Below are 26,044 nucleotides of genomic sequence, written 5' to 3'. Positions count from 1 at the left end.
TAGTATATTTAACTTGCATATCAATTCGTAATAATTATTTATTTTTGTAAAATAAAGTGAATAATGTATGATTGTAGTTATTTGCTGTACTTTTTTTAGCTAATTCTGTGTCATTTCCTCCAGTTTGCGTTGGAAACTTTTTACGAATTGTTGTATCCACCATTTTTGAGTTTCCTTGGATGCGTACAATTGTTGGATCAATGACGATCAGATATTATCGTTATATGTAAAAAGGTCAATTAGTTTTGGGATGGATCTACGTCAAGATTTTAGATACACTTATAAGTTAATTTTTATATGTTGTGCAACGTCCTAGTTTGGAGTATTAACGTACATTGTTTCTTACTTTCTAGTTCTTCTTACTTCAAATATGGACTTTCTCGCCTTCAAATTTAAACTCCAATCGCCTAACAAATTCATTAAAACCTACCTAAGAATTTTTTTGTCAGTAGGTTCTTGTCCACGTACATAAAAACAACAAGCAAGGTTACCCCAAACCCTGCTTGCAACAGTAAGCAGCATTATTTTATAAAATAATTGACTTATTTATACTGTCCATCTATTTTTTTAATTAATCTGTTTACAATAAATAATGCTATCATTGTTAATATGAATGGAATAACTAGATGGTATATCCAATTATCACCTAAAAAGCCGAGGATTAATTGGAATAAATCAAATAGTAATGCAACACCTGCATAGATCAGTACTACAATGAATGGATATAGACTTCTTTTTATTATGGCAATTATGATTCCTACTATTAATAAGCCTGTACTAAAAAATATCAAAAAGCTTGCCTCATTTCTATAGATTTCCTAATTTGCTAATAGTTTTTTGAGTGCTTGTTTTGCTCCATCATCTAGCTCCAAGGTTACTAGCAAGCTCCCCATCTGGATCAACCTTTATCACTGGATTATTATATGTATAACGATAGCCATTCAGCGATAAAGGTTTCATTGTATCATGATACATTCATGAAGTCTAAAACTAATTGACTTTTTACAGCTATCGCCAATAGCCTTATTAGCAATTGAGTTAGCCATCCAGATAAAATTACTTTAATAAAATAAGTTTCCTTTACAATACAAAAACTCCATTTTGATCATAATTAATCAAAATGGAGTTTATTTATCGGAACTTTTATAGTCCCTAGCTGTTATTCAAACAATGGCATCATATGTTTTCTAATCAATTCAATTCGATCCTTGGCACGTGGCATAAAGCGTGAAGCAATCGAAATGACCATTTTCTTTTTAGGATTTATGAAGATTGCATTTCCGCCATCTCCCAAAGCTGCATAGCAATCATCAACTATCCACCACAAGTAACCATAGGCTAATTTTCCCCATCGACTCTTTTCTGTTGTGCTGTTTTCTATCCATTTGGAAGAAATGATGCGTTGGCTGTTCCATACACCCCCATTTAAATAGAGCTGTCCTATTTTGGCCATCTCCCGGGGCGTTAAGGTAAGCCCCCAACCAGCTGTGTTTACTCCTTTAGGGTCTACAATCCAGCCAGTGACATATTTATCCTTAAGAAAAGCCATATAAGCTTCTTTATTTTGTATAAATGTATTTATGGGAGCTTTGATTTCAAGAGGTTTAAACAAGTTTTCTGTAGCGAAATCAAGGACAGATTGGCCAGTGGCATTTGTAAGAACACCTGATAAAATATGTGTGCCAACGGTAGAATAGTTAAATTCCCCAATACTACCTTTGCCCCCTAACAAATCCAATGCAGCTTTTACCCAGTCATCACTTGTATATACTTTCGTATATGGCTCTGATTTGTATTTATAAGGTGCAGTCATTGACAATAAATTGGCTATAGTGATATTTTGAATGGTTTTTTCGCCACGCTTCACTGTGTAATTCGGAAAAAAATCTAATACATGCTGTTCTATATTTTTCATATATCCTTTATCGATTGCCATACCAATTAGAATTGAAATGATGCTTTTTGTTACAGATGCTATATGCAAAGCATCATCTTCGGTGTACCCATCAAAATATTTTTCGTAAATTAGATGATTATCTTTTCTAATAGCAATGCCTGCTATATTGGAATACTCTTTTTTTATGAAATCTTCAAAGCTATTCATCATTCTGACTGTTTGGAATTGACACATTGACGTCAACTATATCAATCCATTCCTTTCGCTAAAATGATTGATCAATATTGATGAATAAAGAATAATTTATTATAAAAAATTATTCAATTCTTTTCTTTAATCTAGCTAGTGTGATTGCATCGTAACAAAAAACGTTAATCCTTGTTCGATTAACGTTACAGTTTCTTTTTATCTATCTTCATTTTCATAATAGGCTTCATCCGCATATTTCTGATCTGTTCCTTTAAGATAAGCTAGGATCATTTTAGGACGTTTAAGCAAAACCCAGTCGCCATGCTTATCAAATTTTCTGCTTGAAGTGATCATTCCATTTTGAATCGTTCCGTATTTTTTCCCGTTCTTTTTTCCAAAATCTTTTAATCGTCTAGCGAAATCGGCATCTTCTGCCATCAGCATATTTTCATTAAATCCCTTAATCGCTTGAAAATCCTTTTTGTAGCACCAAAAGATTCCCACAGAAATTGCGCCATATTTAAAGAAGAGTGGCCCAATCAATAATAAAGCTGAAACAAAAATTCCTAAGGACATTCTTTCAAACTTCCCTGTAACGCCACCGCCAATATATTTTCCTGTGATTAAGTTCTCCTTTGCCTTTGACAGCACATGCTCGTTCATCTGCGTATCTGCATCGATTGTAACGATGATTTCCCCTCTTGCTATGTCAACGCCAGCGTTCCTAATCTTAGAAAGATTTTTATCGCTATTCTTTAATAGGATACAATTATACGATTTTGCAATTTCCTCCGTTTTGTCTGTACATCGATTTAAGACAACAATAATTTCCATTTGATTTTCAAATGATGTGGAAGCTTTTAAAATAGATTCTAAGCATTTTCCAATGTATTTTTCTTCATTATGGGCTGGTATGACAATTGAAATTTTTATATCCTCTTTCTTTTGCACTTCTAAAGAGTTCTCCATTTCGTACATACAGCTCCTCCCTTTTAAATGGGAAAAATTTTTGACGCTTTTTTAAATCATTAGAATGGCTTGTCTTCTGCGTTTATAAAATAAACTAATTGGTCAGTCCACTTGTCGTCCTCGTATATGAATGCTTTCCTCGTGCATTCATAAAGCATTCCAACACTTTCTGCTAATTTTATAGATGCCGTATTGTCGAGGTTTATATGAGCTTCTATTCGATGATAATTTAATTTTTCAAATGCTAGATCAATCGCTGCTTTTACAGCCTCTTTACCATAACCTTTTCTCCAAAAATGGTTATGAATTGTATACCCGAACCTAGCCCATTGAAATTCTTCCCTCATAATTGTTGAAAAGTCGACGAAACCAATGTGTGTATTATCTGTTTTTCTGAATACGCCAAATACATATACCTTGTCATCCTCAGCCATCTGATGATGTTTCGTAACTAAATCACAAAACCATTCTTTCGTACAGATGCTCATATCTAATTTACCCTCATCGTATTTATGCTGAGAAGGTAAACGGTTTTCATATTGCGTAAGCCAAGAAGAATAATCTCCCACCTCCATTAATCGAATAATTAAGCGTTCTGTCTTCGTCATTATCTTATTCAATCGAACACCTCACATATCAATACTTTATTTCCAAATGATAAACAATTGTTTTCACCCTTGTTTCTATCGATTCGTGGATGTAGGTTACTAGGCTTCCTCGTCTGCAGAGGGGCCGTAGATGCCTGGAACTGGAATATCGAGAAGTCGCAAGTATACCCCAAGCTGCGCTCGATGATGGATCATGTGGCTTAATCCGAAGGTGCGGAACGCAATTGCTCGGTGCTCACGGCGAATGATATGGTCACCATGACGGAGCGTCCATTCTTCGCCTAGCATTTTTTCATCACATTCGGCAAGTATCTTTTCCAACTTGCCGACATTTGCTTCAAACTCTCCCAGAATATCAGCGCATTTTTCTAATGGCTCCCGTCGCAACGGCACAGTCGAAAGATCAAACTCCTGGTATTGTAAAATCGCAATTTGCCAGTTGAGCAGATTGATTAGGTGTGTGGCCAGACCTCCGAGTGTCATCGATTTCTCATGTGGTCTCCATGTCATATGCTCGTCCGGCAAGCGTTCCAGCATACGACGCGTAGAAGCCCATTCTTGTGTTGTGTCACCAATCATTAATTGTTTAACCATAAAATCCCTCTCCTCTCTTTTAATCAGCATACTATAAATTCCAGTCAAGGGGAAAGCTCTCAGATGAATAGACTATGATTTTGGGCTATTTTTATCTAAATACAAAAATCCAATCATTTAGAAACAATGATTGGATGTTGAAAAACAGCAACGAATAGTTCTCTTACTTCTTACTTTGGCTTGAATCAATGACTAAAAAATAATGGCATTCCTCATTCAAAACATTAATAAATCGATGTTCTGTATTGGCTTCAAAAAAGAATGAATCCCCCTCATATAATTCTTCGTTATAAAGACCTTTGCCTAGTTCAACCTTTAAAGTCCCTTTTTCTACATATATGTATTCTTTCACGCCTGATTGATGTGCCGGAAAAATGCCTGATTCTGAAAGAGGTGGCATCACGTTTTTCACAAATTCAATCCCTCTTGACGGAAAAGAAGGTGACAATAAATGTCTTTGAAAACCAGAGTTTTCATCATGGTACACAGGTCTATTTTCTTTTCTTATAACGATGGTTTCTCTCTTCTCTTGCTGATCTAATAGGGCTGATAAAGTAGTATTTAAAGCTTCTGCAATCTGACAAGCTACTGAAATAGTTGGGTTTTTTTCACCACGTTCTATTTGGGATAGCATGGACGTACTTACGTTACTCAACGCAGAAAGCTCCTGCAAACTCAGGTCTTTTTCTTTTCTTATTAAATTTACTTGTTTTCCAAATTCCATTTGTATTTCTCCATTCTTCTATTAGGAATTATAAAAAAATTCAAAAAAAGCTTCCCTTTTAAGGTTTTTAACGTAAAATAATACACTATAGAATAATTGTTTACACTATGGTGTAAAATTTGTTATTCAGTAGGAGTGATTTAATTGTTGAAAGTGTTACTTGCTTTGCTACCTTTAATCAGTATTATGTTTATGATTTTCGTTTTAAAAAAATCTTCCATCTTCACTGGAATAGTTGCCTGTATGTTAACGGCAGCAATTGCTCTATCCCCTATTTTTAATAGTAACATAATGAATTTAACCGAACCTATTATAAAAAGCTTTCTTACTACGTCAATTATTGCTTATATTTTATTTTTCGGTATTTTTTTATTTCATTTAATGGATAAAGCAGGTGCAATTAATGGCATAGCTTCTACTATTACGAAAGCGACTAATGATAAAATTTATCAAATTCTCATTTTAGCATTGGGATTATCGCCTTTAATTGAATCTGTTAGTGGCTTTGGTTTAGCAGTCATTGTCATAGCTCCTTTACTAATTGCATTAGGGTTTAGTCCTATTCAGTCTTCCCTTATTGCGTTAGTTAGTCTATGTATCATCCCCTGGGGAACGCTTGCCATGGGAACAATAATTGGCGCAACCTTAGGTAATGTAGAGCTTGACAAGATGGGAATGGGAAGTGCCTTGATGTGTATTCCCATTTATATTTATTATGCATTAGTAGTGGTTTACATAGGTGTAGGGCTAAGTGCTTTGAAAAAAAGACTATTCACAATCCTATTTGTGGGATTTCTATTAGGGGCTTCAGTTTGGTTATGTAATCGATTTATTAGTGTGGAGCTTGCTGGATTGTTTGGATCTTTAGCAGTCATTTCCGTTCTATTTTTTATAATTAAACAGCAAAATAAAAAAACGTCTAGCACGTCTAAATTAGAAAAAGAATCGAATAGCATTAAAAATATAATGCCGTATCTGCTTTTAATAGTACTTTTATTTATATCAAGAATTGTCATACCTCTTAAAGAGTATTTATCCGATACATGGACATTAACTATTGAAAAATATAATTTCGAATTATCAATTTTATATTCGCCTGGTTTTTTTCTATTTATCGTTTGTATTTTCACGATCTTCTTTTATCGACTACAAGCATTCGAAATAAGAGAAAGTAGTATTTCAACTTTTAGAAAATGTTATCCGGTTATACTGACAACCTTTTTGTATGTAGTTGTTTCAGAAATCATGTCTGAGGCAAAAATGATTCAGTTACTATCTTTACTAGCTGCACAATCCTTTGGGCAATTTTATGTATTTATTTCTCCATTAGTCGGTGCAATTGGTGGCTTTTTAACTGGAAGTAACACGGCTTCCAATACAATGTTTATTAGATTACAAACAGAAACAGCCCTTCATATAGGTATGTCACCTATCCTAGTAGCGTGTGCTCAAAATGTAAGTTCTTCTTTGATGACTATGGTCAATCCATCACGCGTAGCCTTAAGCTGTTCGGTTTGTAAAATAAGGTCACACGAAAATGAAATTCAAAAAAAGATGCTTTTTGTTGGTATAGGTACTCTAGCTATTATTTTAATTGAATTATTACTTCTCTTTATATTCCAATACATTAATGGCTTTGGTGTTTGAAGAAGTGTTCATATGGGAATATGCTAGATTGAATAAAAAGGGGTGAAGATAAAAACAATTTTGTTGTTAATGATTTGTTCTTTAGGGGTAGTTGCTTGTAACGATCAGAAAGAAGCATCAAAGGTTATTGAAATTCAAGAATTAATGAATTTCGATGACGTACAACCCCATACCTTACAACAAATCTCTGATGTGAAGGATATGAAAGTTATAGAGAAAACATTTAAAAAAGCTAGAGAATTTGGTGAATTCGATAACGAAATTGCTCCGCAGGATAAGATTAAACTCTATGATGATGAATACTATTTATGGATAGACAATACAGTCACTGCGACAATAGCAAATGTAAACAGTAGAATATTTTTTACAATATCCTAGCTACCGATGAATTTAAATTATCAAGAACAAAATAAATGATTTCTATTAAATCTTCTTCCTAAAAAACAACAATCTGTTTTTCGTACAGATTGTTGTTTTTTAAGAGCCTTAGGCTACGTAATAAGCGCTAATTTTTAACAACATGAATTAGTAAGATCAAGTCCACATACGCCTGTTTTGGGTAACTCTAATTCCACACGCTTTGAAGCCTCTTCATCCCCTGATAAAAAGGCTATTACTGAACGCACTTGCTCATAGCCAGTTGCCATTAAAAAGGTTGGTGCACGTCCATAGCTTTTTGCACCGACTATATAAAAGTCCTTTTCAGGTTGCCTTAGTATTTCTTCGCCATGCGCTCTAACTGTGCCACAACTATGCACATTCGGATCGATTAGTGGTGCTAATAGATTATCCCTTCTCCTCTTTAAATTAGTATATAATTATTTTCTTATATTAAGTATGTTTTTTTCGCCTAGCAATAAGCTAGACATAATGATTTTTTGGATACTACAGTGAATTTTTCTATACGTTTGCCAATCTGATCACGTACGTTTTGGAAGAGAGTCCACCTTTCTTGATCAGTACCTGTCGCTTTCGCTGGATCTTCAAAGCCCCAATGTTCATGACGAACGTGAGGTGGTGTCGTTGGGCATTTATCAGCTGCATCACCGCATAGCGTGACAACGAATGTTGCGTTGTTTAATAGCTCTACATCAATTAAATCTGATGTGTGGTCCGAAATATCGATCCCTAACTCTGCCATTGCTTGAATGGCATTCGGATTGACGCCATGCGCTTCTATTCCTGCACTTTTAACTATCCAATCAATAGGCAGTAATTTTTTTGCCCAGCCTTCAGCCATCTGACTACGGCATGAGTTCCCCGTACACAAGAAATATAGTGTGTTTTTCATCATACTAGCTCCTTCAGTTAATGGTTTTAAAGTATTTTTTCTGCCAACGTAACGCAACCCATACAAGTCCTATAAGTACAGGTACTTCTACAAGTGGACCAATAACAGCGGCAAATGCCACGCCACTATGCAGGCCAAACACACCAACTGCCACCGCAATGGCTAGCTCAAAGTTGTTACTTGCAGCTGTAAAAGAAAGAGCTGCTGTGACAGGATAAGATGCACCTGCTTTACGTGAAGAGAAGAATGAAACAGCAAACATCACTACAAAATAAATAAATAAAGGAATAGCTATTCGTACTACATCGAGTGGTAATTCAACTATTTGCTCACCTTTTAAGGCAAACATCATCACAATCGTAAATAACAGTGCAATTAAAGTCAGTGGTGAAATCTTCGGCAAGAACTTTTCCTCATACCACTGTTTCCCTTTTGCTTTAATCCCTATCCAACGTGTGAGGAACCCTGCAGCAAAAGGTATACCTAAGAAAATAAGTACGCTTTTAGTAATTTCCCACATGGAAATAGATACTTCGAAATTCTCTAAACCAAACCATCCAGGTAATATATTTAAGAAAAAGTAAGCAAAGATCGAATATGTCACGATTTGAAAGATAGAGTTAAAGGCAACTAAACCAGCTACATATTCACGGTCCCCACGTGCTAAATCATTCCATACAATGACCATCGCAATACAGCGAGCTAAACCAATCATAATAAGTCCAGCCATATATTCTGGATAATCGTGTAGGAAGATGATGGCTAAAAAGAACATTAAGAACGGTCCGAGTAACCAGTTTTGAAAAAGGGATAGCAAAAGTACTTTCCAATCCTTAAAGACTCGCCACATTTCCTCATACTTTACTTTCGCTAATGGTGGGTACATCATGACAATTAATCCGATTGCAATTGGTATAGAAGTTGTACCAACAGACATGGATTCTAATGCTTCACCAATATTGGGTAGTGTGATACTTAATAAAACGCCTATTCCCATCGCAACAAATATCCAAAGGGTGAGGTAACGATCTAGAAAAGAAAGCTGCTTGGTTAAAGAATCATTACTCATGATCAGTTCCCCTTACATCGCAACAATCTGTGCCACAGCTACACCCGTTTAAAGGTTTAATTTGTGCTAAAATGCCCTTCATCAATGGCGTTTGCCCCTCTACTAAACGGTAATGTTTCCAAGTCCCTACTTTTCGTTCCGTAATAATGCCAGCCTCCTTTAATTTTCGTAGATGTTGACTAACTGCTGGTTGTGATATGCCTAACACATCCACAAAATCACATACACATACCTCCCCATTTTTCATGCATGCAAGTAATTTAATGCGATTTAAATCAGCTGCTGCTTTTAATTGTTTTTCAATTAGTGTGTTTTCCATTTATTTGCACTCCTTATATAATTATTTGCTTATATTTTGTTTATAATAAAATCACCTAGATAAAAGGGTAAATTAATCACTATATAACTATATTCTTATATTATGATTTTATGTTCTGAATTACAACACTTTTATCCATTTCAAAAAAATTAGTAAAGCCAGGCAGACGATACAAATACAAAAATTTCAAGCCAGTCAACGGCAAAATACCGTCAACTAGCTACAAATTAATTGTTTCTTGGTGTATCGAATGGGATCAACGGATATAGAGCCCTTCAGTATTAGCTATCTTTTCTAATAAATCAAGATTATGTTGGCTATAGATCAAAAAGGCTAATCCGTTCCCACTAAAGACAATATTCTCCTCAGGTATAATGAAATGTATATAGAGATGGTCCGAAACAGCTAATTTAATGAGCGAAATTAACATAGAGTACTCATCAATGTTTAATAAAATTCCTTCTGTAAGATCTTTAGGTATAATTTTATTCCACTCATTCTCGTAGACTTTATAATACAATTGATCCTTATATAAGGGTTCTGGTAAATAATAAAATGCATAAAATTCAAATGATTTTAACCAGATCAATTCAAAAAATCTTTCAAATTTTTCTAGGCTTTTTTGATATGAATGATAATTCTGCGTTTTTTGTTGGAAATCGATCATCTCTAATTTATCGAAGAATATTTCTACTTGACTATATTTTTCATTACTTTTTATCTGATATGGGTAGATATCAAGTATGTTGGGACTCTCATAATCATACAGTTGTTCTAGTAATTCCTCTAATTTTTTACTGTCTCTATTTGTTACTTCCTTGCAAATACAATCGATTATATTTCCTAATGACATACCTTTTGTCTCCTTCAATTACTACTTCAGCGCGGTAAAAGAAAAACGTAACGAATTAAGTAGTAATCCGTTACGTTTTTCTTCTTATCGTTCAGTATACCATTCATCCAATACTGGTTCTAGCCATTCTGTTTCACCAGGTGTCATGGCTAAATGAACAAACCAGCTTTCTTTTGTCGCACCATGCCAGCGTTTTACATTCGGTGGAATATTCACGACATCTCCCGTTTTTAAAAGCTGTGCCGACTTCCCTTCTTCTTGATACCAGCCCTCCCCACCTGTCACTAATAAAATTTGTCCAACTTTATGGGAGTGCCAAACCGAGTTTTCTTCATAGTTATGCTTCTAGTTTAAATAATTTAAAATAGATAGAATATTTAGATTTTTGTTGATGGAATGGAAATAATTAATTATACTTAAATGATTAACGCTCGTTTAGAAACAGATAATACTAGAGTATTGGGGAGAGCAAAATGGAAGAATTAAGCGTAGAAAAAGCAATTCAAGATATTTATCCGGATGACATCGCTTGGTGTTATGGGTGTGGCCGACTGAATGATGATGGTCATCATCTGCGCACGGGTTGGCTAGAAGAAAAGACAATCACCATCTATACACCTGAATCAAAATATATGGGGATTCCGGGATTTATTTATGGTGGTTTAATTGCTTCATTAATTGATTGCCATGGAACAGGGTCAGCGGCGCTTGCTTTGCATCGTAAAAATGGACATGAAATTGGTGATGGAGCGGAGCCACCTCGATTTGTAACGGCTAACCTTAATGTAGATTTCCTGAAGCCAACACCACAACATGTTCCATTAAAAGCAATTGGGACTGTTGAAGAAATTCATCCGAAAAAATGGAAGGTTGAAACCGAAGTTTACGCTCAGGATACGCTTTGTGCTCGCGGTACAGTAGTTCTTGTCGTAATGCCTAGTACTTTTCTAAATAAGAATGATTAGCCCTTCTCAAAATCAAAACAAGTTAGCCCTTAACAAAGGTTAACTTGTTTTTAAACTTACTACTATCTTTCTTCCTGCACTTAGGTCTCAATAGACAGAACGAATTAATCTTTTCTTCTCCATAACTTACAAATTCAACTGTTTAAGCAAGATTGAATTGGCTTTGTTTCTCATAAACCCAAGCTGCCATTACATTTATATCGTCGAATCCGAATTGACCCATTCCCCAAAAAGGTGTCATGACGGCTAATTGTCTGTGACCATCATCTCGTGTTCTTTGACCTATACTAAAAGGCTTAGGCTTCTGGCTAGGGTCCATTCGTGTAGAAAAACTAGCAGGCACTAAGCCTGTATTATAAGGAGCAAACTGGAACCCTAACACATCTTCAAAATGCTTTTGTAATTTAAATTTTCCCCTTTGTATGCCTACATAAACGAAACTAATATTTAATGGCAACGTATCATACATATTTTTAATAATATTTATTCGAGTTGTGTCTTGAGTATCATAATATTTATAATAGGATTTCAAATCGTCAAACTTTCCAGAAACTATATAGGGAAAATCATTTTTACTTCTTTTTGGTAGAGGGTACCAATCAAACATTGCGGTTGCTCCGTCTTTAGTATGTAAGGGATACGAAGAATAGTCTGTATTACTTTGAAATAAATCCAGAGTAGAGAAATCCATATTTGTTTCCAGTAGCTTAGCTAAACGAATTTGCATTCTCATGGTTGGGTAAATTTTTCTATCAACTTCCCAGCTTATAGGGATACCTCTATTTTCTAAACTACTATTGATGGCTGTCAGGAGCGCAGGTGAAGCTTCATTATCTGTTACATACCATCCGTTTCTATAATCCTGTTCAGCATCGATGTAATGTACATAATGATTGTGCTTCGTTAAAAAATTTAGTCTGCCCTCTAGGTTTTCTTGATAACCAAAACGCCCTAATCCTTCCTCCATCCCAACAAAAACATAATTAGCATTCTTTAAATTCCCATACTGAAAAGAGGTTTCAAATACCTCCAGCTCATCTTCTGTTAAATAGTATTTTTCATTCTTCCTATTCATTTTTTATCCTCACTATCTTAATAGAATAAACTCTTCTCCTTAAATAACAAAATAAAGAAGAGCACATATCATTCGTACTAATATATGTGCTCTTCTATTCATTCATTAAAGCGTTTTTAATGGATTTACAAAATCATGGAACGGTATTACTAATAACTGTCACAAAGCCATTTCTCGCAGCAGTTCCCATTAACGAAAAAATGGCATCACTAGCTGTTTTGTTAAACACATGCCATTGGTCAACCGTTGCATCATAAATCAAAACGTCTGGCTTTCCAGTCAAAGGTTTGTCTGAGGATTGTACCAATGAATAGAGATCAAAATGAGCTATGCTGCTGCCTTCTTGATTGAAGAAATCATATTGGTCCATTTTATAATAACCTCCAATCACGGTGCTGTGGACAGACCATGTGAAGTTTGCCGGCTGTTTGACCTTACTGCCTTTGTTTTTTATAAAAGTATGGTGCATTTCTTCCATATGAACCCTATCATTTCCTTCTGCTATTATAAATGACAACAAAAAAATCCTGCATCTTCGCAGGATTTTTAAGTAAACTTTATGAAATTTCTATTTGTATATAGCCAAGCTATTTCGTACCACTTGCTCCAAATCCAGATGCCCCACGGACCGTTTGAGATAATTCATCTACTTCCACTAATTGAATGGATGGAACAAATTGAATAACCATTTGGGCAATACGCATGGATTTTTCTACGATAAATGGTTCTTGACCATGGTTGATTAAAATAACGCCGATTTCGCCTCGATAGCCTTCATCTATTGTGCCTGGGCTATTGAGTACAGTTACACTATGCTTTAATGCTAGTCCACTTCTAGGTCGAATTTGTGCTTCTGTTCCCTTAGGTAATTCAATCTGAATACCTGTTTTAACGAGTTTGGCTACGCCTGCTGGAATCTCTATGGCTTCGATGGAATAGAGATCCATGCCCGCATCACCAGGGTTGGCTTGTATTGGTAGCATGGCATCATCGTGAATTTTTTTGATTTTTACTTCTAGATTCATTGTGCTTCATCCTTAACGATTAAAATTGAATGTGTCATCTGTGATCGGCGCAACTTTTGCCTTGGCATAGGTAGCACCCTTTTGTGAAAAGAAATCATATGTGGAGCCTTCATTACGAATACCATTCATCACAATCGGATTGACTTCCTCTTCTGGGAACATGGCTTCAAAGCCGACATTCATTAGTGCTTTATTAGCATTATAACGTACATACGCTCTCACTTCAGGCGATAATCCTGTTTCCGCATAAATATCATCGGTATATTTCATTTCATTTTGATATAAATCTAATAATAGCTCATAGCCCCATAAATGTAGCTCTTCTTGTTTTTCCTTTGAAAATTGCTTGAATAGATTTTGAGCAAAAAATCCAACTGCTACACCATGGATAGATTCGTCGCGCAAAATAAGTGAAATGATTTCAGCACTGTTTCGTAGGAAGCCTTGTCCCCCTAAGTACAATGGATAGAAAAAGCCAGAATAGAAAAGGAAGGATTCGAGCATGACGGATGAGAACATTGCTTTCCATAAACTCTCTGGATTGCCTTCTTCAATACTATTATAAATATCTGCAATTTTATTTGCCTTATACTGTAGGAATTCATTTTTCTTGACCCACTCAAATAGCTCGTCTATTTCTTCATTTGTACAAAGCGTTGTGAAAATATAAGAGTAAGATTTGGCATGGATGGCCTCAAATGCATCAAAAACAGTTAGGACAGCCTTCTCCTGTAAATCGTCTGTATAAGCGGCAACACGATTCATCCCTATATTTGTTTGTACAGTATCTAGTAAGGTTAATCCTGCAAATACTTTTTTATATGTGTCTTGATGCTCAAAGCTTTTCCATTGCTTAATATCTTTACTGACCGCAATTTATTGCGATAGGTAAGCCTTTGAAGTTATCTCCAGCTTTTCCCCCGCACCAAACCGTACGTGATAGTTTCCTATCATACGGCTTTCCATCAAAACTTTTTGATGTAGTAATTTATTTATATTTTGTTATTTCCGACTAAAACTCTTAATTCATTTAATTTATCAAGTTGTTTTTTATCTAACTTACTTTTATTCATGTAGTTTGAAATTGTTTCTTCTTTTGTTGAGTGTATAAGTTTATGAATATCCTTACTTACCCAAACAAGATTTTGATATGAATCATCTCCACCAACACTTTTCATAATCTTATGATGTAGTTCCATATTGTTTATTTGTAATGATTCGTTAGCGACAAAACATTTACCCTTTTGGGCTGCCATTAACGATATACAATTGTCATATAGTTCTACACTCATAGTATTAATTTTTACCTTTATCAGATATTCAATTAAACTTGTTTCAGAAAGTTTCTGATGAATCAGGTTTCTTCCTTTTTCAGTGTAATTACATATATCTGGATTAAATCTTAAAGGTATTTTATTCGTGCAACCATATACAGGGAAAATTGTTACTTTTCCAACTGTTATTAGTTTGTGTTTGTATTGACCATATCTTTGAAGATAAAATTTACTTCTACAATCTTCATTAGTTAAATGATGTTTCAATCTATTATACATGACCTTTCTAAGCAAGAAGTCGATTTCTCTCATATCTTTAGTGATATGAGAAGCCACTCTATAGTAATTGTGAATTCCAAGTATCATAGAATTCAATTTTTGAACTTCTTTACCCGTAGGTATTTTTTGTATAACTTTTACTTGATGCACTAAATTTTCATATACATTAGCTTTTGCTTTATTTGACATTCTACTATAACAAACATATTTAGATTTCTTCTTGATAGCTTTCATTTTAATTCCTAAAAACACCGTATAATTCTTTCTAAGATTAGTTATTTTAGATTTCTCAGGACTAATATCTAGTTTGAGTCTTATTTTTAACCATTCTTTAACAGCTATAAATACTTTTTGTGCTGTTTCGTAATCTCTGCAAAATACTTTAAAATCATCTGCATATCTTACGAAGAAGAATTCTTTAAGGTTGGTTTTTTTTTTTAGTGCTTGTTGTTGATTGCCGATTTTAGTATATGGAAACTTTGCTTCGAAAGTTTCCCATTGACTACTTAACCACCAATCTAATTCATTTAGAACTACATTTGATAATAGAGGACTAATTATTCCACCTTGAGGTGTCCCTTTAGTCATTTTACCTTGTCCTTCAACTTCTGAATTTAGTATTTTTTTAATAATACTAAGCACTTTTTTATCTTGAATACCTATAGTCCATAGTTGTTTCATGAGCTTATTGTGATTGACATTATCAAAGAATCCTTTAATATCAATGTCCACCACATAATTCATGTATGCATTGTTTATTAACGCTTGTGCCCGAGCTATAGCATGTTCAGTACCTCTATTGGGTCTAAAACCATAACTATGCTTATGAAATTTTGCTTCACAAATCGGTTCAAGAATTTGTTTAATGCATTGTTGTATGATTCTATCGTGCATACAAGGAATACCTAGTGGTCTTAAACCTCCACCATTCTTAGGAATTTCAACACGTCTAACACTTTTAGGTTGATAGTTTTCAAAACGTTTTCGAATATCATGAACGAATAATTTTTCATCCATTTTGTGAATATCCGATAAAACTAAACCATCAGTTCCTGCTGTATTTGAGCCTTTGTTGTTTTTAATGTTTCTGTAAGCTAACATGATATTTTGTTCACTTATGATTAAATCATAAAAGTTTTTGAAATATCTTCCATCTTTAGATTGTTCGTATAGTAAGTCTAAAGCGTCTTGTATATTGTAATATTCGTTGTTTCTAAGCAACTGTCTTTTCTTCTTTTTAGTCGTCAGGTCTACTAATCCCCCTTCTAATATAAATATTAGAGTGGTTTCGTATCTTCTTGTCTTACTCGAATCCTGTATAAATGAATTTACAAAATATCTACTTCATACTTGTTTTGACTAGAGGCTATCCCTAATATGTCATTACAACATATTTCAAACGGTTCGTGCCTCCGCTTTCACTTGCATTAAGAATAGTTATACAATTTAATGTTTTCCTATTCAACGTTTCATAGAAAGCAAATTCTCAACGTTGCAAGCTTCCCTTGTTCCGTTATCACTATCTTTACATATATCCTTAGGTTGTTGGTATAAGCCTGTAAGCTTGATAGTGCCTGTAACACTATATGGATTTTCATACGGAAGAATCTTACTAATCCACACTTACACCGCAACTTCGGCGGCAAATGCATTTCTACATTCAGTTCCTATAGACTCGTACATTCCCAACTTCGTCAGTTCTTTTGAACATCCTAACCATAGATATTTTATAGACCTCCGACCTATCTGATACAACCTTTACCTCTAAAGGTCTTTCCTTGTCTATTATTTAACCAACATTAGGGTATCATTCAGCCGACTTCACCGAGCTTTTAACAATCAATTATTTGCTTAATATCATGCTAATCGGAGTATTAAGGGAAGCATTTCAAGGCGTTATCCAATCATTCTACTTCTCGTGATAACAGTTATGAATTGATAAATCAATTCACTCTAACCTTGTGAATTTCGGTTAGAAACAAGTCGCACCTTCAGGAAACCAAATTTGCTTCCATTGCTGATCCCAAAATATTTGGGCAAGCTCACTTGTTGCTTTATTCCAATTGACGGCCTCATAGATTATATTTGACATGCTACACACTCCTCTAAGCTTTGTAATCGTTGACGAACATAGTAAACAGACTTAATGCCCTTTACCCATGCATAAATGTATACTTTAGCCAATTGTTCGGTTGTCCAATTGTCTGTTACATAAAGTGTCATGGAAATACCTTGGTCAACGTGTTTTTGAGAAGCTGCGTATAAATCAATTAAATCATACGGATTTACATCATATGCCTCCACATATAAATGGCTGTTGTCATTTGTTAGATGAGGCATTGGATAAATCGTTCTACTATCAGCATAATCACGAACCTCTACGCGCTCTGTACATGGTGCGATTGAAGCCGTACAGCTACGAATATATGAGATACTGCCAGTTGGGGCAATAGCCAAACGATAGGAATGGAATAGACCGTATTGCATTACATCCTGCTTTAACGTTTCCCACATCTTGTTCGTAATGATTGGAATATTGCCAAGTGCTTTCAACACAACAGGTGAAAGTTCTTCTTCAGTCTTAGTTATATATTGGTCAAAATAGCTACCTGATGCATAATCACTGTCCTCAAATCGGTAGAAGGTTGCAGCTTTTTCTTTCGCCATTTCCATCGAAGATTTCAGTGAGTAATAGTTCATCGCTTCCATAAAGTGATCCATGAAATCAATCGAATCTTTTGAGCCGTACAAGATGCCCTCCGTCACGAGATGCCCATGGAGGTTCATACAGCCAAGCCCTACAGAATGCATTAATTGATTGGCTTTTGCAACTGACGGTACATTCTTGATATGTGTCATTTGTGACACATTCGTTAATAAGTGCATGGCTGTATCGACTAATGCGCCGAAATCATTGACTTTACTTGCTGCATGGATATCAATAGACCCTAAGTTACACGATACATCGAGTCCATAGTCATTTGGTTGATCTTGGTCCGTAATAATACTTGTCTCTTGCACTTGCAGAATTTCGGTACAGAGATTGGACATTTTTACGCGACCAATGTTTTTTAAAGGATGTACCTTATTGACATTATCATCAAAGATTTCAAACGGATAGCCCGATTCAAATTGTGCTTTTTTCACCTCTGTGTAAAGCTTACGTGCATTCAAACGTTTAATTTTACGAATTTTAGGGTTATCAAGTAGCTCGTAATACATTTCTGAGATGGAGATCTCAGACATACGTTTGCCATATTCTTTATATATATCATATGGGCTAAACAAAACAATATCTTTATCGCGTTTCATCAGTTCGAAGAAAATACTAGGTATAATAATTCCTGTTGAAAGGGTTGCGAGGCGAATTTTATCATCGGCATTCGGTTTTTTAGATGAAATGAAATTTTCTATATCTGCATGGAAAATATTTAAATAAACAACACCAGAGCCATTTCGTTGCCCTAGCTGATTCGAATAACTGAAAGAATTTTCTAACAGTTTCGCAACTGGGATGACACCACTTGCACGATTCAGTATCTCTTTAATTGGATCCCCTAAAGGGCGTAAATCTGTTAAGTTGACCCCAACCCCACCACCAAGGCGTGATAGCTCTAAACAATAGCCAATGTTTTCGGCAATACTATTCATGGAGTCATCCATTGATAATTTAAAGCAGCTTACTAATTCACCACGTGCTTTCTTGCCACTATTCAATGCAGTTGGTGTGGCAGGTTGATAGGCTTCCATCATCGCTTCGACAGAACGTTCTGCTAAAGCTGTGTTGCCTTGAGCCAAATACAAAGCAATAATAACAATACGATCCTCATATTTTTCTAAAATCTCTTCGCCGTCACGACTTTTCATAGCATAGCTATCATAAAACTTGCTGGCGCTCATAAAGGATGGGAATCGGAAATTATAATCATAGGCTTTTTTATACAACTTCTTAATAAATTCCATTTCGTACATGTCGATAAATGCTTTCTCATAGTAGCCCTCATCAACTAAATAGCGGATTTTTTCCTCAATATCTATAAAATAACGCAAACGTACGTTGACATACTCTAAAAAGTAGCGGCGCGTAGCTTCACGATCTTTTTCTAACTCAAGTAATCCAGTTGTACTATAACGATTCAGTACGTCATTATTAAGCTTTAAATAGGTTTTCATCTCATTACCCTCGTTTCATAAAACGTTTGTATTGCTTCATAATCTGTTTGATTGCCTCGTAAATCTAATTTCCTTACTAAGGGTACATGATAGGTAGTAGCAATTTTCTCACCAGCAGCGCCAAATACATGATGGCCAAAGTTACTATTGCCACTGGCAACTACTCCTTTACAAAAATCTCTGTTTTTTTCTAAAAAGCGTTGCACCTTCGCTGGAATGTCACCTAAACCATCTGTGTAGGTAATTAAAAGATACGGCTTATTCAGTCGCAATTCTTCAGAGAGCTCGATAGCTTCTGCCTTTAATTTGGATACAACATTTCGGACATTGCCTGTACGACTTGCATAAACGATCATAGGGTAATCAACTCAATTTGAGAAACAATTTCCTGAACATCTCCTATAAAGGTTTCATTCATTTCTAAAACAGGCACACTTAAAAAACCTGCATCTATAATGGTTTGCTTAGCTTGTTCATCGTGATCAATGTTAACAATTTCTGCTTCAAGTCCTGCACGTTGTAATTCAGATTTTACCCACAGGCATTTTGGACAAATTGTTTTCGTATAAAGTTTCATAGAAATCCCTCTTTTCATAAAATAAAAAGGCTATCTCTTTAAGAGAGATAGCTAAAATGGAAACGTTAACATACTAAAAATACCGACGTTCCCATCTCTTAATCCCCGAAGAAATGATTAATTTGTTTTAGAAAGGCAGGTCTCCTGGCTTTGCTTCATTCTCTGATTTCCTTCCCATGCGCATGCACAGTGGATGCTATCATCGTCAGCTTAACAGTTGCGGGGACAGCGTCGGAATTGTACCGAACTTCCCTTTTAAACTACATATAGTAGTACCTTAGTAAAACGAACACAATATATTGTTGTTGTTCAATAGTTTTAAGTTTACCATCCTTCAAATGAAAAGTAAATCTAGATTCTAAACTTCTTTATTTTTGGATTATTCAGTATTTTTTATTATGTAGTTCGAAATAGATTATCACTAATTACTTATACCTAAACAAAATATATATTTTAAACGATGTACGAGATTTTCTATTAAAATCTATCTACAGTAAATCTATTCATTTATAGAATGCCTAAAATAATCTTGAATAGCTATGGAAACAGTCTATATTCTGAAGAAAAATAGACTGTTTGACACTAGGAACATCTATTAGTGCTTTTCAATAAACAGGGCCAATTCCTTATAAAATTCCGGCGTTGCTGCAGAATTTGTATGAAATTGAGGATTATATTTGGATAAAAGCTTATATAATTTAGTTGCAGTTAATAGATTCTGTTCTCTATCGTAAGCCCTAAAACGATCATAGACCTCTTTCACTTTCCCATTTACTGAATGAGAAAAGTAATATTGCACTTCTTTATCCTCTAAGTAGTCTAGTTGCCACTTGTAACATATTAAATTTGTGAGGAAAAACATTTCTAATGCTGGCATTTCCCCACCTTTCATTAGCAATGTCATGCCATAATCAAAGGCATTTTCTAACCATTTCACTCCATGACGGTCCCTGTAAAAACGAATTAATTTTTGTAGACCATGCCCTTGTTCTTTCACAAGATACGAGTGAATATTCGTATTTCCAGCATTTCTTTCCCATTCATCAAGAGAAAATTTATATTTTCTTATCAGTTTCATCCAAAGCTTTTGAAGTTTTTCTTCAGAAATAGCGTGTGTTTGTTTATTCCATTTTAACAGTATCTCTAAATATTCTAATACAAAGCATCTCTCTAGCTCAAAATGATCCAAATTTCTAAATAGAGTATCTTGATCAATATCAATGCTATCTTCTAAAATTTTTTCATCTATCAGCATTCTATTGCCCCGACTAACTCACGTTTTATATTTAGATAGGCATAATTAATATTTTTGTAATCATCAGGATTTTCTTGTATTAATATTTTGATATAAACTTGTAGGGAAATCATGTGCTCACTAGAAAGGTTGTTCATTATTTGCTGCTTTAATTGATTTTCATAAAATAAAATTGAATGTGATGTCATCTTGTTCACTCCTATTCGTTCATAAAAAAAACATCTTTCCCCTTAGGTAAGATGCTAGCTATGACTTAAATACTACATAGTTCTTCAACCAATATAAAATAAGTCGTCTATACTGAATAGAGACCCTTTTCTTGGTTGTCGCACTATGAGTATGATGAAGGTAATTCGTCACACTCAACACCCCCTATCCTCGTAGGTTTTTTGGCTGTACTAGACAAAGGCAGGTCTCCTGGCTTATGATCATCACACATTTTCCCTTCCCATTACATGACATAACAGTGGCTTTGAAAATGTACTCCGAATTACAGTTGCGGGACAGCGCCGGATTTTCACCGAACTTCCCTTTTAAACAAACTCATTATGAATTTGTACCTTTATCCTGTTATTCCGTTTTTTATAGTATAACATATCAATCTCTTTGCTAACTTACTTCGCATATCACTACAAACAAGAAACCATCTACCTTTTAAATAGTAGATGGTTTCAACGTTTATCAATAGAAAATCCACTTGTTTTTACTTTTTTACTGTCGCATTACGATCTTGAAAGAAATTTTCTAGGTCTTTATCTGTAAATTCATTGAATGTTTGATAGGTATATTGTGGATTTCGGTCCTTATCAATGACAACAGAGCGTACACCTTCAAAGAAATCCTCATGTCTTAAAAAGTTTTTAGCCAAGATTAAATCTGTCGCAAAGCATTCCTCTAATGTCTTATCTTGAGCATCTATCAGTTGCTTTAACGTAATCTTTAACGATGATGGAGATTTAGATAGAAGGAACTGCTTTGTTTCTTGCGCAAATTTACTTGGATCATTGTCTAAGGATTCAACTATCTCTTCCACAGTATATTTTGAAAAATGCTGATCGATCTTATGTTGGAGGTGAGCAAGATCACTGTTTGTTAAAGGTGTACTTGAATAGTCCTCCATTAATTGGCCTAGAGCTGTGCTGGTCTCCAATGTATGCCAGTCTAATTGTTCAATGCGCGCTAGGAAAGTGTCTAACTGATCGCTTGTCATGTAGCAATCTGCGCCATTGGCAAAGAGAACATCCGCAGCTCGGATGACCGATGCAGTTAAGGCTAAGTAGTATCCTACATAGCCTGGTGCTTGATTTAAGAAATAGCCAGCTCCAACATCCGGAAAGAAGCCAATATTCATTTCTGGCATAGCCCATTTCGTTCGTTCAGTGACGATTCGGTGGCTTGCCCCATAGGTTAATCCGACCCCACCTCCCATGACAATGCCATCAAGGCAGGCAATAATGGGTTTAGGGTAGTGGTAGATCGCCATATCTACTTGATATTCTTCTTCAAAAAAGATTTCAGCATTTTTGAAAGCTTCCTGACTGGAGCGAGCTTTATAAAGTGTTTTAATGTCACCACCTGCGCAAAATCCCTTCTCACCAGCTCCTTTTAGGATGATTAGCTGAATTTGGTCATTTGCTCGCCATTCTTTCAGTTTCTCTCCGATGGGCTTTAGCATTTCAGTAGAAAGTGAATTTAAGGCTTTAGGACGATTCAGTGTAATGGTTGCTGCGCCGCCGTCACTGACAGAAAATAGTACTTCGTTCGTCATATCGATTCCCTCCTTTAAGAATGTTTAAAGTCTGGCTGTCTTTTTTCAATAAATGCCTGAACCCCTTCTTTAGCATCCTCTGTTAAAAACAACTCTGCAAAACGTGTTCGTTCAAGTTCTAGCCCATTTTGGAGATGATCTTTGCCGCCCTGTATGACACATTCAATTGTACGGGACACACTTGTCATACTTTTACCCTCAACAAAGGACTGCGCAATCGCTTTTGCAGTTGACAGAAGCTCCTCTGGTTCTGTCACCAGTTGAATAATGCCTAATCGTAGTGCTTCGTCGGCACTTAGTTGTTTACTTGTTAAAATCAATTGTAGTGCCTTTGCTTGCCCCGTGATTCTGCTCAATCGTTGAGTCCCCCCGAATGTCGGCAATAAGCCAAGCTTTAATTCTGGTAAACCAACAATGGCATTATTTGATGCAATTCTGAAATGACAGCCTAATGCTAACTCTAATCCTCCTCCAAGAGCTGGACCATTAATAGCAGCAATAACAGGCTTTTTCATGGATTCAATTTCATCACATAGTGCTTGACCTCTCTCAGCCATCTGCAATGCTTTTTCCTGTTGCCCAAAGGCAGAAACAAATTCCTTAATATCTGCACCAGCGGCAAAAAATCGTCCAGAGCCTGTCATAATGATAGCATTCGTTTGTTCGTCCACAGCTAACTCTTTGAGAATGAGTCGAAGATTTTCAATCGATGCGGATGATAAAGTATTTGCTGGTGGATGATCTAAATGAATGATCGTGATGGCACCTTCCTTGCTTACATTGGCAAAAGTATCGACCATTATCGTTTCCCTCCTATTTAATAACAATTAACTTATCGATTTTGGATTGTTAATAATACTTCTAGCAATCTCTCGCTTTTTCATAAAGAGATTTTGATGAAGCGGGATGTTTAGTTGTTGAATAGCATCTAGCCAGATTTTTCGCTTTTGTTCATTTGTTTCAGCAGCACAAATAATATCAATTGTACTTTTTTCTATTTTACGGTAGCCCTCCTGACAGATGATATCAGTCATCAAGTGCTTCGTTTTTTCATTTGCGTTTTTTTCAGTTCTTAGTAAAGAAGCTTCCATAACATAAAGATCCTTCGCTATATCAGCCAACAGACGCATGTATTCCTGCTCTTGTTCCAAATGGATCTGTGCGTCTGTAATGACAGTAAGAGCTATTTGCCTTAAATAGTTGGAAAGCTGGATGTATTGCTGATTTATTTCAGCTGGCTTATAGGCTTCAGGCGCATTATACGTAGAAGGTGCGAGTGTATATTTTTTATATAACATTTTCGCAATGGTTAAACGATTGATTTCGTTTGTCCCTTCAAAAATACGGCTAATCCTCGCATCACGATACAATCGTTCTACCTCATAATCTTGCATATAGCCATAGCCACCATGTATTTGTACAGCTTCATCTACAATTTTGCCAAGGGCTTCTGAGCAATTGACTTTATTAAGGGCGCATTCCAAAGCGAAATCGGCTATTTTATGAACCATCGACTCTTTACTAGCTAACTCAATCGCATCATCCATTTCTCCAGCTGTCCGATAGGCAGCACTTTCTGCCCCATATATCGAAATGGCCATGTCCGCAAGCTTTTCCTGTATCATAGTAAAATCAACAATTGGCTTGTGAAATTGCTTCCGTTCCTTCCCGTAACTCACAGCTAATTGTAGAGCCTGTTTGGCAGTGCCGATGTTGGAGAAAGCTAGCTTTAGACGTGCCATATTCAATATATTCATCGCCACTTTATGGCCTTTTCCAACTTCGCCAAGTACATTCTCCCTCGGTACGCTAACATCCTCTAATATAAGGGTAGCCGTCGAAGATCCCTTAATGCCCATCTTCTCTTCTTCCTGTCCCACAGATACCCCTGTAAAGGTACGCTCTACAATGAAAGCAGTCATGCCTTCACTTGTTTTGGCAAAAACAACAAAGATATCTGCTAGCTGCGCATTGGTAATCCATTGCTTTTCACCGTTTAAGATCCATGCAGAGCCATCTCCATTTAAAATCGCATTTGTTTTGGGATGTAATGCATCTGAACCTGCGTCTGGCTCAGTCAATGCGTAGGCTCCAATCCATTCACCTGAGGCCAACTTTGGTAAGTATCTGTGCTTTTGTGACGCATCTCCAAAATAGACATAGGGCAATGTGCCGACTCCTGCATGAATATTGTAAGAGACACTAAATGAGCCGCCATAGCCCATTTTTTCTGCAACGAGCCCTGAAATTTTTTTATTGAGTGCCAGCCCCCCATAGTCTTCGGGTATCTCAATGGCTAGTAAACCAAGGTCACCTGCTTTTTGAAATAACTGACGAGTAACTTCATATTGATGCTTTTCAATAGCTGTAGTATTAGGTGAGACATCCTGTTTAATGAAGAGCTCTGCCGTTTTTGCGATGAGCTCTTCCTCATCTTGAAAGTCCTCTGGTGTAAAGATGGTCATTTTGTCCTCTAGTTTATCCATACTAGCCCTCCTTGAAAGAAAAGGAGAAAAACAACTTTTCTCCTACTTTATTTCCTCTTTCGGTAAGATGGTTTTCGCCAACTCACTATCTAAATCTTCAAATTTGTAATAGGAAATGGTTTCATATAATTCACTTCTCGTTTGCATATCCTCAATAGCATCTTTCTGAGTTCCTGTGTTTTTTATTAAGGTAAACACTTGCTCATAGGCTTTGGCTGCAACTCTCATGGATGTAACGGGATAAATCACCATCGAATAGCCCATTTTTTCAAACTCCTTAGCGGTATAATAAGGCGTTTGTCCAAATTCAGTCATATTAGCTAATAAGGGAGCATCCAGCTCATGGGCAAATTGTTTAAACTCTTTTTCTGTTTGTAACGCCTCTGGAAAAATAGCATCTGCCCCAGCTGCTACATAGGCTTTAGCTCTTAAGATAGCCTGTTCTAAGCCTTCTACAGACCTCGCATCTGTGCGGGCAACAATCACTAAAGTAGGAGCTATTTGCTTAATCATCTTTATTTTTTGTATCATTTCCTCTTGGGAAACAAGCGTTTTTCCATTCAAGTGACCACATTTTTTTGGAAGATTTTGATCTTCTAGCTGTACAGCAGCAACCCCTGCCTCTATCATTTCACGCGCTGTACGGGCAACGTTTAGTACACCGCCGAAGCCAGTATCGATATCCACGAGCATTGGTAAATTCGTAGCACGAATAATATCGTTCGCTCGTTGCGCCACTTCATTGGAATAAATCATTCCTAAATCAGGTAAGCCTCTGCTGGCCGTGTAGGCAGCTCCAGAAAGATACAATGCCTCAAAGCCAACTTTTTTAGCCATTAAACCTGCCATTGCATCATGTGCGCCTGGTATTTGCAAAATCGTTGAACGATTAATGAGCGCTTTAAATTGCTCAGCCAGTTGTTTTTGTGTTATCGCTTCATTTACAATCCACGCCATCTATAAAAACCCCCTAATAATCAATGATGCCTCGCCATAAGTACGTCCAG

General features: G+C 35.9%; 27 protein-coding genes, 2 pseudogenes and 2 riboswitches. Of the genes and pseudogenes, 3 read left to right on the top strand and 26 right to left on the bottom strand.

Features of this window, described 5'->3' with window-relative positions; all coding sequences use genetic code 11:
• Nucleotides 1-34: 34 nt before the first annotated feature.
• The 6 genes from MHB40_RS12600 to MHB40_RS12575 all read right to left on the bottom strand — a co-directional run bounded on the left by MHB40_RS12600 (nt 35) and on the right by MHB40_RS12575 (nt 4,981).
• On the bottom strand, nt 35-163 hold the full coding sequence (locus MHB40_RS12600) for a hypothetical protein (RefSeq protein WP_342532415.1): 129 nt from the start codon (nt 161-163) through the stop codon (nt 35-37).
• A gap of 996 nt (nt 164-1,159) precedes the next feature.
• Nucleotides 1,160-2,131, bottom strand: coding sequence for a serine hydrolase (locus MHB40_RS12595; RefSeq protein WP_342534776.1), 972 nt, complete (start codon nt 2,129-2,131; stop codon nt 1,160-1,162).
• Nucleotides 2,132-2,302: 171 nt separating this feature from the next.
• A complete protein-coding gene (locus MHB40_RS12590) occupies nt 2,303-3,064 on the bottom strand; it encodes a glycosyltransferase (RefSeq protein ID WP_342532413.1) in 762 nt (253 codons plus the stop codon).
• Between the two features lie 50 nt (nt 3,065-3,114).
• Nucleotides 3,115-3,675: a GNAT family N-acetyltransferase gene (locus MHB40_RS12585; protein WP_342532412.1), complete on the bottom strand. Its 561-nt coding sequence runs from the start codon at nt 3,673-3,675 to the stop codon at nt 3,115-3,117.
• An 87-nt stretch (nt 3,676-3,762) separates the two neighbouring features.
• Nucleotides 3,763-4,257, bottom strand: a complete 495-nt coding sequence (locus MHB40_RS12580; protein ID WP_342532410.1) for a DinB family protein — start codon at nt 4,255-4,257, stop codon at nt 3,763-3,765.
• Nucleotides 4,258-4,420: 163 nt separating this feature from the next.
• Complete coding sequence (locus tag MHB40_RS12575; protein ID WP_342532409.1) at nt 4,421-4,981, bottom strand: XRE family transcriptional regulator; 561 nt, start codon at nt 4,979-4,981, stop codon at nt 4,421-4,423.
• A 153-nt stretch (nt 4,982-5,134) separates the two neighbouring features.
• On the opposite strand from MHB40_RS12575, the gene MHB40_RS12570 reads away from it, so the two are divergent.
• Both MHB40_RS12570 and MHB40_RS12565 read left to right on the top strand, forming a co-directional pair.
• Complete coding sequence (locus tag MHB40_RS12570) at nt 5,135-6,628, top strand: L-lactate permease (protein WP_342534775.1); 1,494 nt, start codon at nt 5,135-5,137, stop codon at nt 6,626-6,628.
• A gap of 42 nt (nt 6,629-6,670) precedes the next feature.
• Nucleotides 6,671-7,006 carry a hypothetical protein gene (locus tag MHB40_RS12565; protein WP_342440540.1) on the top strand — a complete coding sequence of 112 codons (336 nt, stop codon included), beginning with the start codon at nt 6,671-6,673 and terminating at the stop codon, nt 7,004-7,006.
• A 134-nt stretch (nt 7,007-7,140) separates the two neighbouring features.
• Here MHB40_RS12565 and MHB40_RS12560 read toward each other — a convergent pair.
• The 6 genes and pseudogenes from MHB40_RS12560 to MHB40_RS12535 all read right to left on the bottom strand — a co-directional run.
• Nucleotides 7,141-7,410, bottom strand: a pseudogene (locus MHB40_RS12560) (flavoprotein); the annotation flags it as partial.
• 68 nt (nt 7,411-7,478) lie between these two features.
• Nucleotides 7,479-7,922, bottom strand: a complete 444-nt coding sequence (gene arsC, locus MHB40_RS12555; protein WP_342440539.1) for an arsenate reductase (thioredoxin) — start codon at nt 7,920-7,922, stop codon at nt 7,479-7,481.
• Between the two features lie 10 nt (nt 7,923-7,932).
• A complete protein-coding gene (gene arsB, locus MHB40_RS12550) occupies nt 7,933-8,988 on the bottom strand; it encodes an ACR3 family arsenite efflux transporter (protein WP_342440538.1) in 1,056 nt (351 codons plus the stop codon).
• Complete coding sequence (locus tag MHB40_RS12545; protein ID WP_342440537.1) at nt 8,981-9,307, bottom strand: metalloregulator ArsR/SmtB family transcription factor; 327 nt, start codon at nt 9,305-9,307, stop codon at nt 8,981-8,983. The genes arsB and MHB40_RS12545 overlap by 8 nt, the downstream gene beginning before the upstream one ends.
• Nucleotides 9,308-9,563: 256 nt before the next feature.
• Nucleotides 9,564-10,178, bottom strand: a complete 615-nt coding sequence (locus tag MHB40_RS12540; RefSeq protein ID WP_342532406.1) for a hypothetical protein — start codon at nt 10,176-10,178, stop codon at nt 9,564-9,566.
• 66 nt (nt 10,179-10,244) lie between these two features.
• Nucleotides 10,245-10,460 (bottom strand): annotated as a pseudogene (locus tag MHB40_RS12535) (cupin domain-containing protein); the annotation flags it as partial.
• A 173-nt stretch (nt 10,461-10,633) separates the two neighbouring features.
• Here MHB40_RS12535 and MHB40_RS12530 point away from each other — a divergent pair.
• Nucleotides 10,634-11,125 (top strand): PaaI family thioesterase, encoded by a 492-nt coding sequence (locus MHB40_RS12530; RefSeq protein WP_342440535.1) that lies wholly within the window; start codon nt 10,634-10,636, stop codon nt 11,123-11,125.
• 142 nt (nt 11,126-11,267) lie between these two features.
• Here MHB40_RS12530 and MHB40_RS12525 read toward each other — a convergent pair whose 3' ends face one another.
• The 14 genes from MHB40_RS12525 to prpB form a co-directional block, all read right to left on the bottom strand.
• Nucleotides 11,268-12,200 carry a hypothetical protein gene (locus MHB40_RS12525; protein ID WP_342440534.1) on the bottom strand — a complete coding sequence of 311 codons (933 nt, stop codon included), beginning with the start codon at nt 12,198-12,200 and terminating at the stop codon, nt 11,268-11,270.
• Between the two features lie 133 nt (nt 12,201-12,333).
• Nucleotides 12,334-12,678 (bottom strand): hypothetical protein, encoded by a 345-nt coding sequence (locus MHB40_RS12520; RefSeq protein WP_342532405.1) that lies wholly within the window; start codon nt 12,676-12,678, stop codon nt 12,334-12,336.
• Nucleotides 12,679-12,787: 109 nt separating this feature from the next.
• Nucleotides 12,788-13,225: a dUTP diphosphatase gene (dut, locus tag MHB40_RS12515; protein ID WP_342440532.1), complete on the bottom strand. Its 438-nt coding sequence runs from the start codon at nt 13,223-13,225 to the stop codon at nt 12,788-12,790.
• A 12-nt stretch (nt 13,226-13,237) separates the two neighbouring features.
• A complete protein-coding gene (gene nrdF, locus MHB40_RS12510) occupies nt 13,238-14,101 on the bottom strand; it encodes a class 1b ribonucleoside-diphosphate reductase subunit beta (RefSeq protein WP_342534774.1) in 864 nt (287 codons plus the stop codon).
• 116 nt (nt 14,102-14,217) lie between these two features.
• A complete protein-coding gene (gene ltrA / locus MHB40_RS12505; protein ID WP_342532403.1) occupies nt 14,218-15,999 on the bottom strand; it encodes a group II intron reverse transcriptase/maturase in 1,782 nt (593 codons plus the stop codon).
• 858 nt (nt 16,000-16,857) lie between these two features.
• Nucleotides 16,858-18,951, bottom strand: coding sequence for a class 1b ribonucleoside-diphosphate reductase subunit alpha (nrdE, locus tag MHB40_RS12500; RefSeq protein ID WP_205443574.1), 2,094 nt, complete (start codon nt 18,949-18,951; stop codon nt 16,858-16,860).
• Complete coding sequence (gene nrdI / locus MHB40_RS12495; protein WP_205443573.1) at nt 18,948-19,307, bottom strand: class Ib ribonucleoside-diphosphate reductase assembly flavoprotein NrdI; 360 nt, start codon at nt 19,305-19,307, stop codon at nt 18,948-18,950. The genes nrdE and nrdI overlap by 4 nt, the downstream gene beginning before the upstream one ends.
• Entirely contained in the window at nt 19,304-19,528 is a 225-nt protein-coding gene (locus tag MHB40_RS12490; RefSeq protein ID WP_205443572.1) for a glutaredoxin, read from the bottom strand. Before MHB40_RS12490 ends, nrdI begins: the two co-directional genes overlap by 4 nt.
• Nucleotides 19,529-19,644: 116 nt before the next feature.
• Nucleotides 19,645-19,823, bottom strand: a riboswitch (cobalamin riboswitch).
• Nucleotides 19,824-20,123: 300 nt separating this feature from the next.
• A complete protein-coding gene (locus MHB40_RS12485) occupies nt 20,124-20,783 on the bottom strand; it encodes a hypothetical protein (protein WP_342440531.1) in 660 nt (219 codons plus the stop codon).
• Nucleotides 20,777-20,971, bottom strand: coding sequence for a hypothetical protein (locus MHB40_RS12480; protein WP_205443570.1), 195 nt, complete (start codon nt 20,969-20,971; stop codon nt 20,777-20,779). Before MHB40_RS12480 ends, MHB40_RS12485 begins: the two co-directional genes overlap by 7 nt.
• Before the next feature lie 201 nt (nt 20,972-21,172).
• Nucleotides 21,173-21,362, bottom strand: a riboswitch (cobalamin riboswitch).
• A 124-nt stretch (nt 21,363-21,486) separates the two neighbouring features.
• On the bottom strand, nt 21,487-22,551 hold the full coding sequence (locus tag MHB40_RS12475; RefSeq protein WP_342440530.1) for an enoyl-CoA hydratase/isomerase family protein: 1,065 nt from the start codon (nt 22,549-22,551) through the stop codon (nt 21,487-21,489).
• 14 nt (nt 22,552-22,565) lie between these two features.
• Nucleotides 22,566-23,351, bottom strand: a complete 786-nt coding sequence (locus MHB40_RS12470; RefSeq protein ID WP_342440529.1) for an enoyl-CoA hydratase-related protein — start codon at nt 23,349-23,351, stop codon at nt 22,566-22,568.
• 27 nt (nt 23,352-23,378) lie between these two features.
• The gene (locus MHB40_RS12465; protein WP_342440528.1) at nt 23,379-25,037 is read right to left on the bottom strand and encodes an acyl-CoA dehydrogenase family protein; all 1,659 of its coding nucleotides are present in this window, start codon (nt 25,035-25,037) and stop codon (nt 23,379-23,381) included.
• Nucleotides 25,038-25,079: 42 nt separating this feature from the next.
• Nucleotides 25,080-25,994 (bottom strand): methylisocitrate lyase, encoded by a 915-nt coding sequence (gene prpB, locus MHB40_RS12460; RefSeq protein WP_342440527.1) that lies wholly within the window; start codon nt 25,992-25,994, stop codon nt 25,080-25,082.
• Nucleotides 25,995-26,044: the final 50 nt, after the last annotated feature.

The organism is Lysinibacillus sp. FSL K6-0057 (genome assembly GCF_038630885.1).
Classification (GTDB): domain Bacteria; phylum Bacillota; class Bacilli; order Bacillales_A; family Planococcaceae; genus Lysinibacillus; species Lysinibacillus fusiformis_F.
This window is presented reverse-complemented; position numbering and strand designations above follow the sequence as displayed.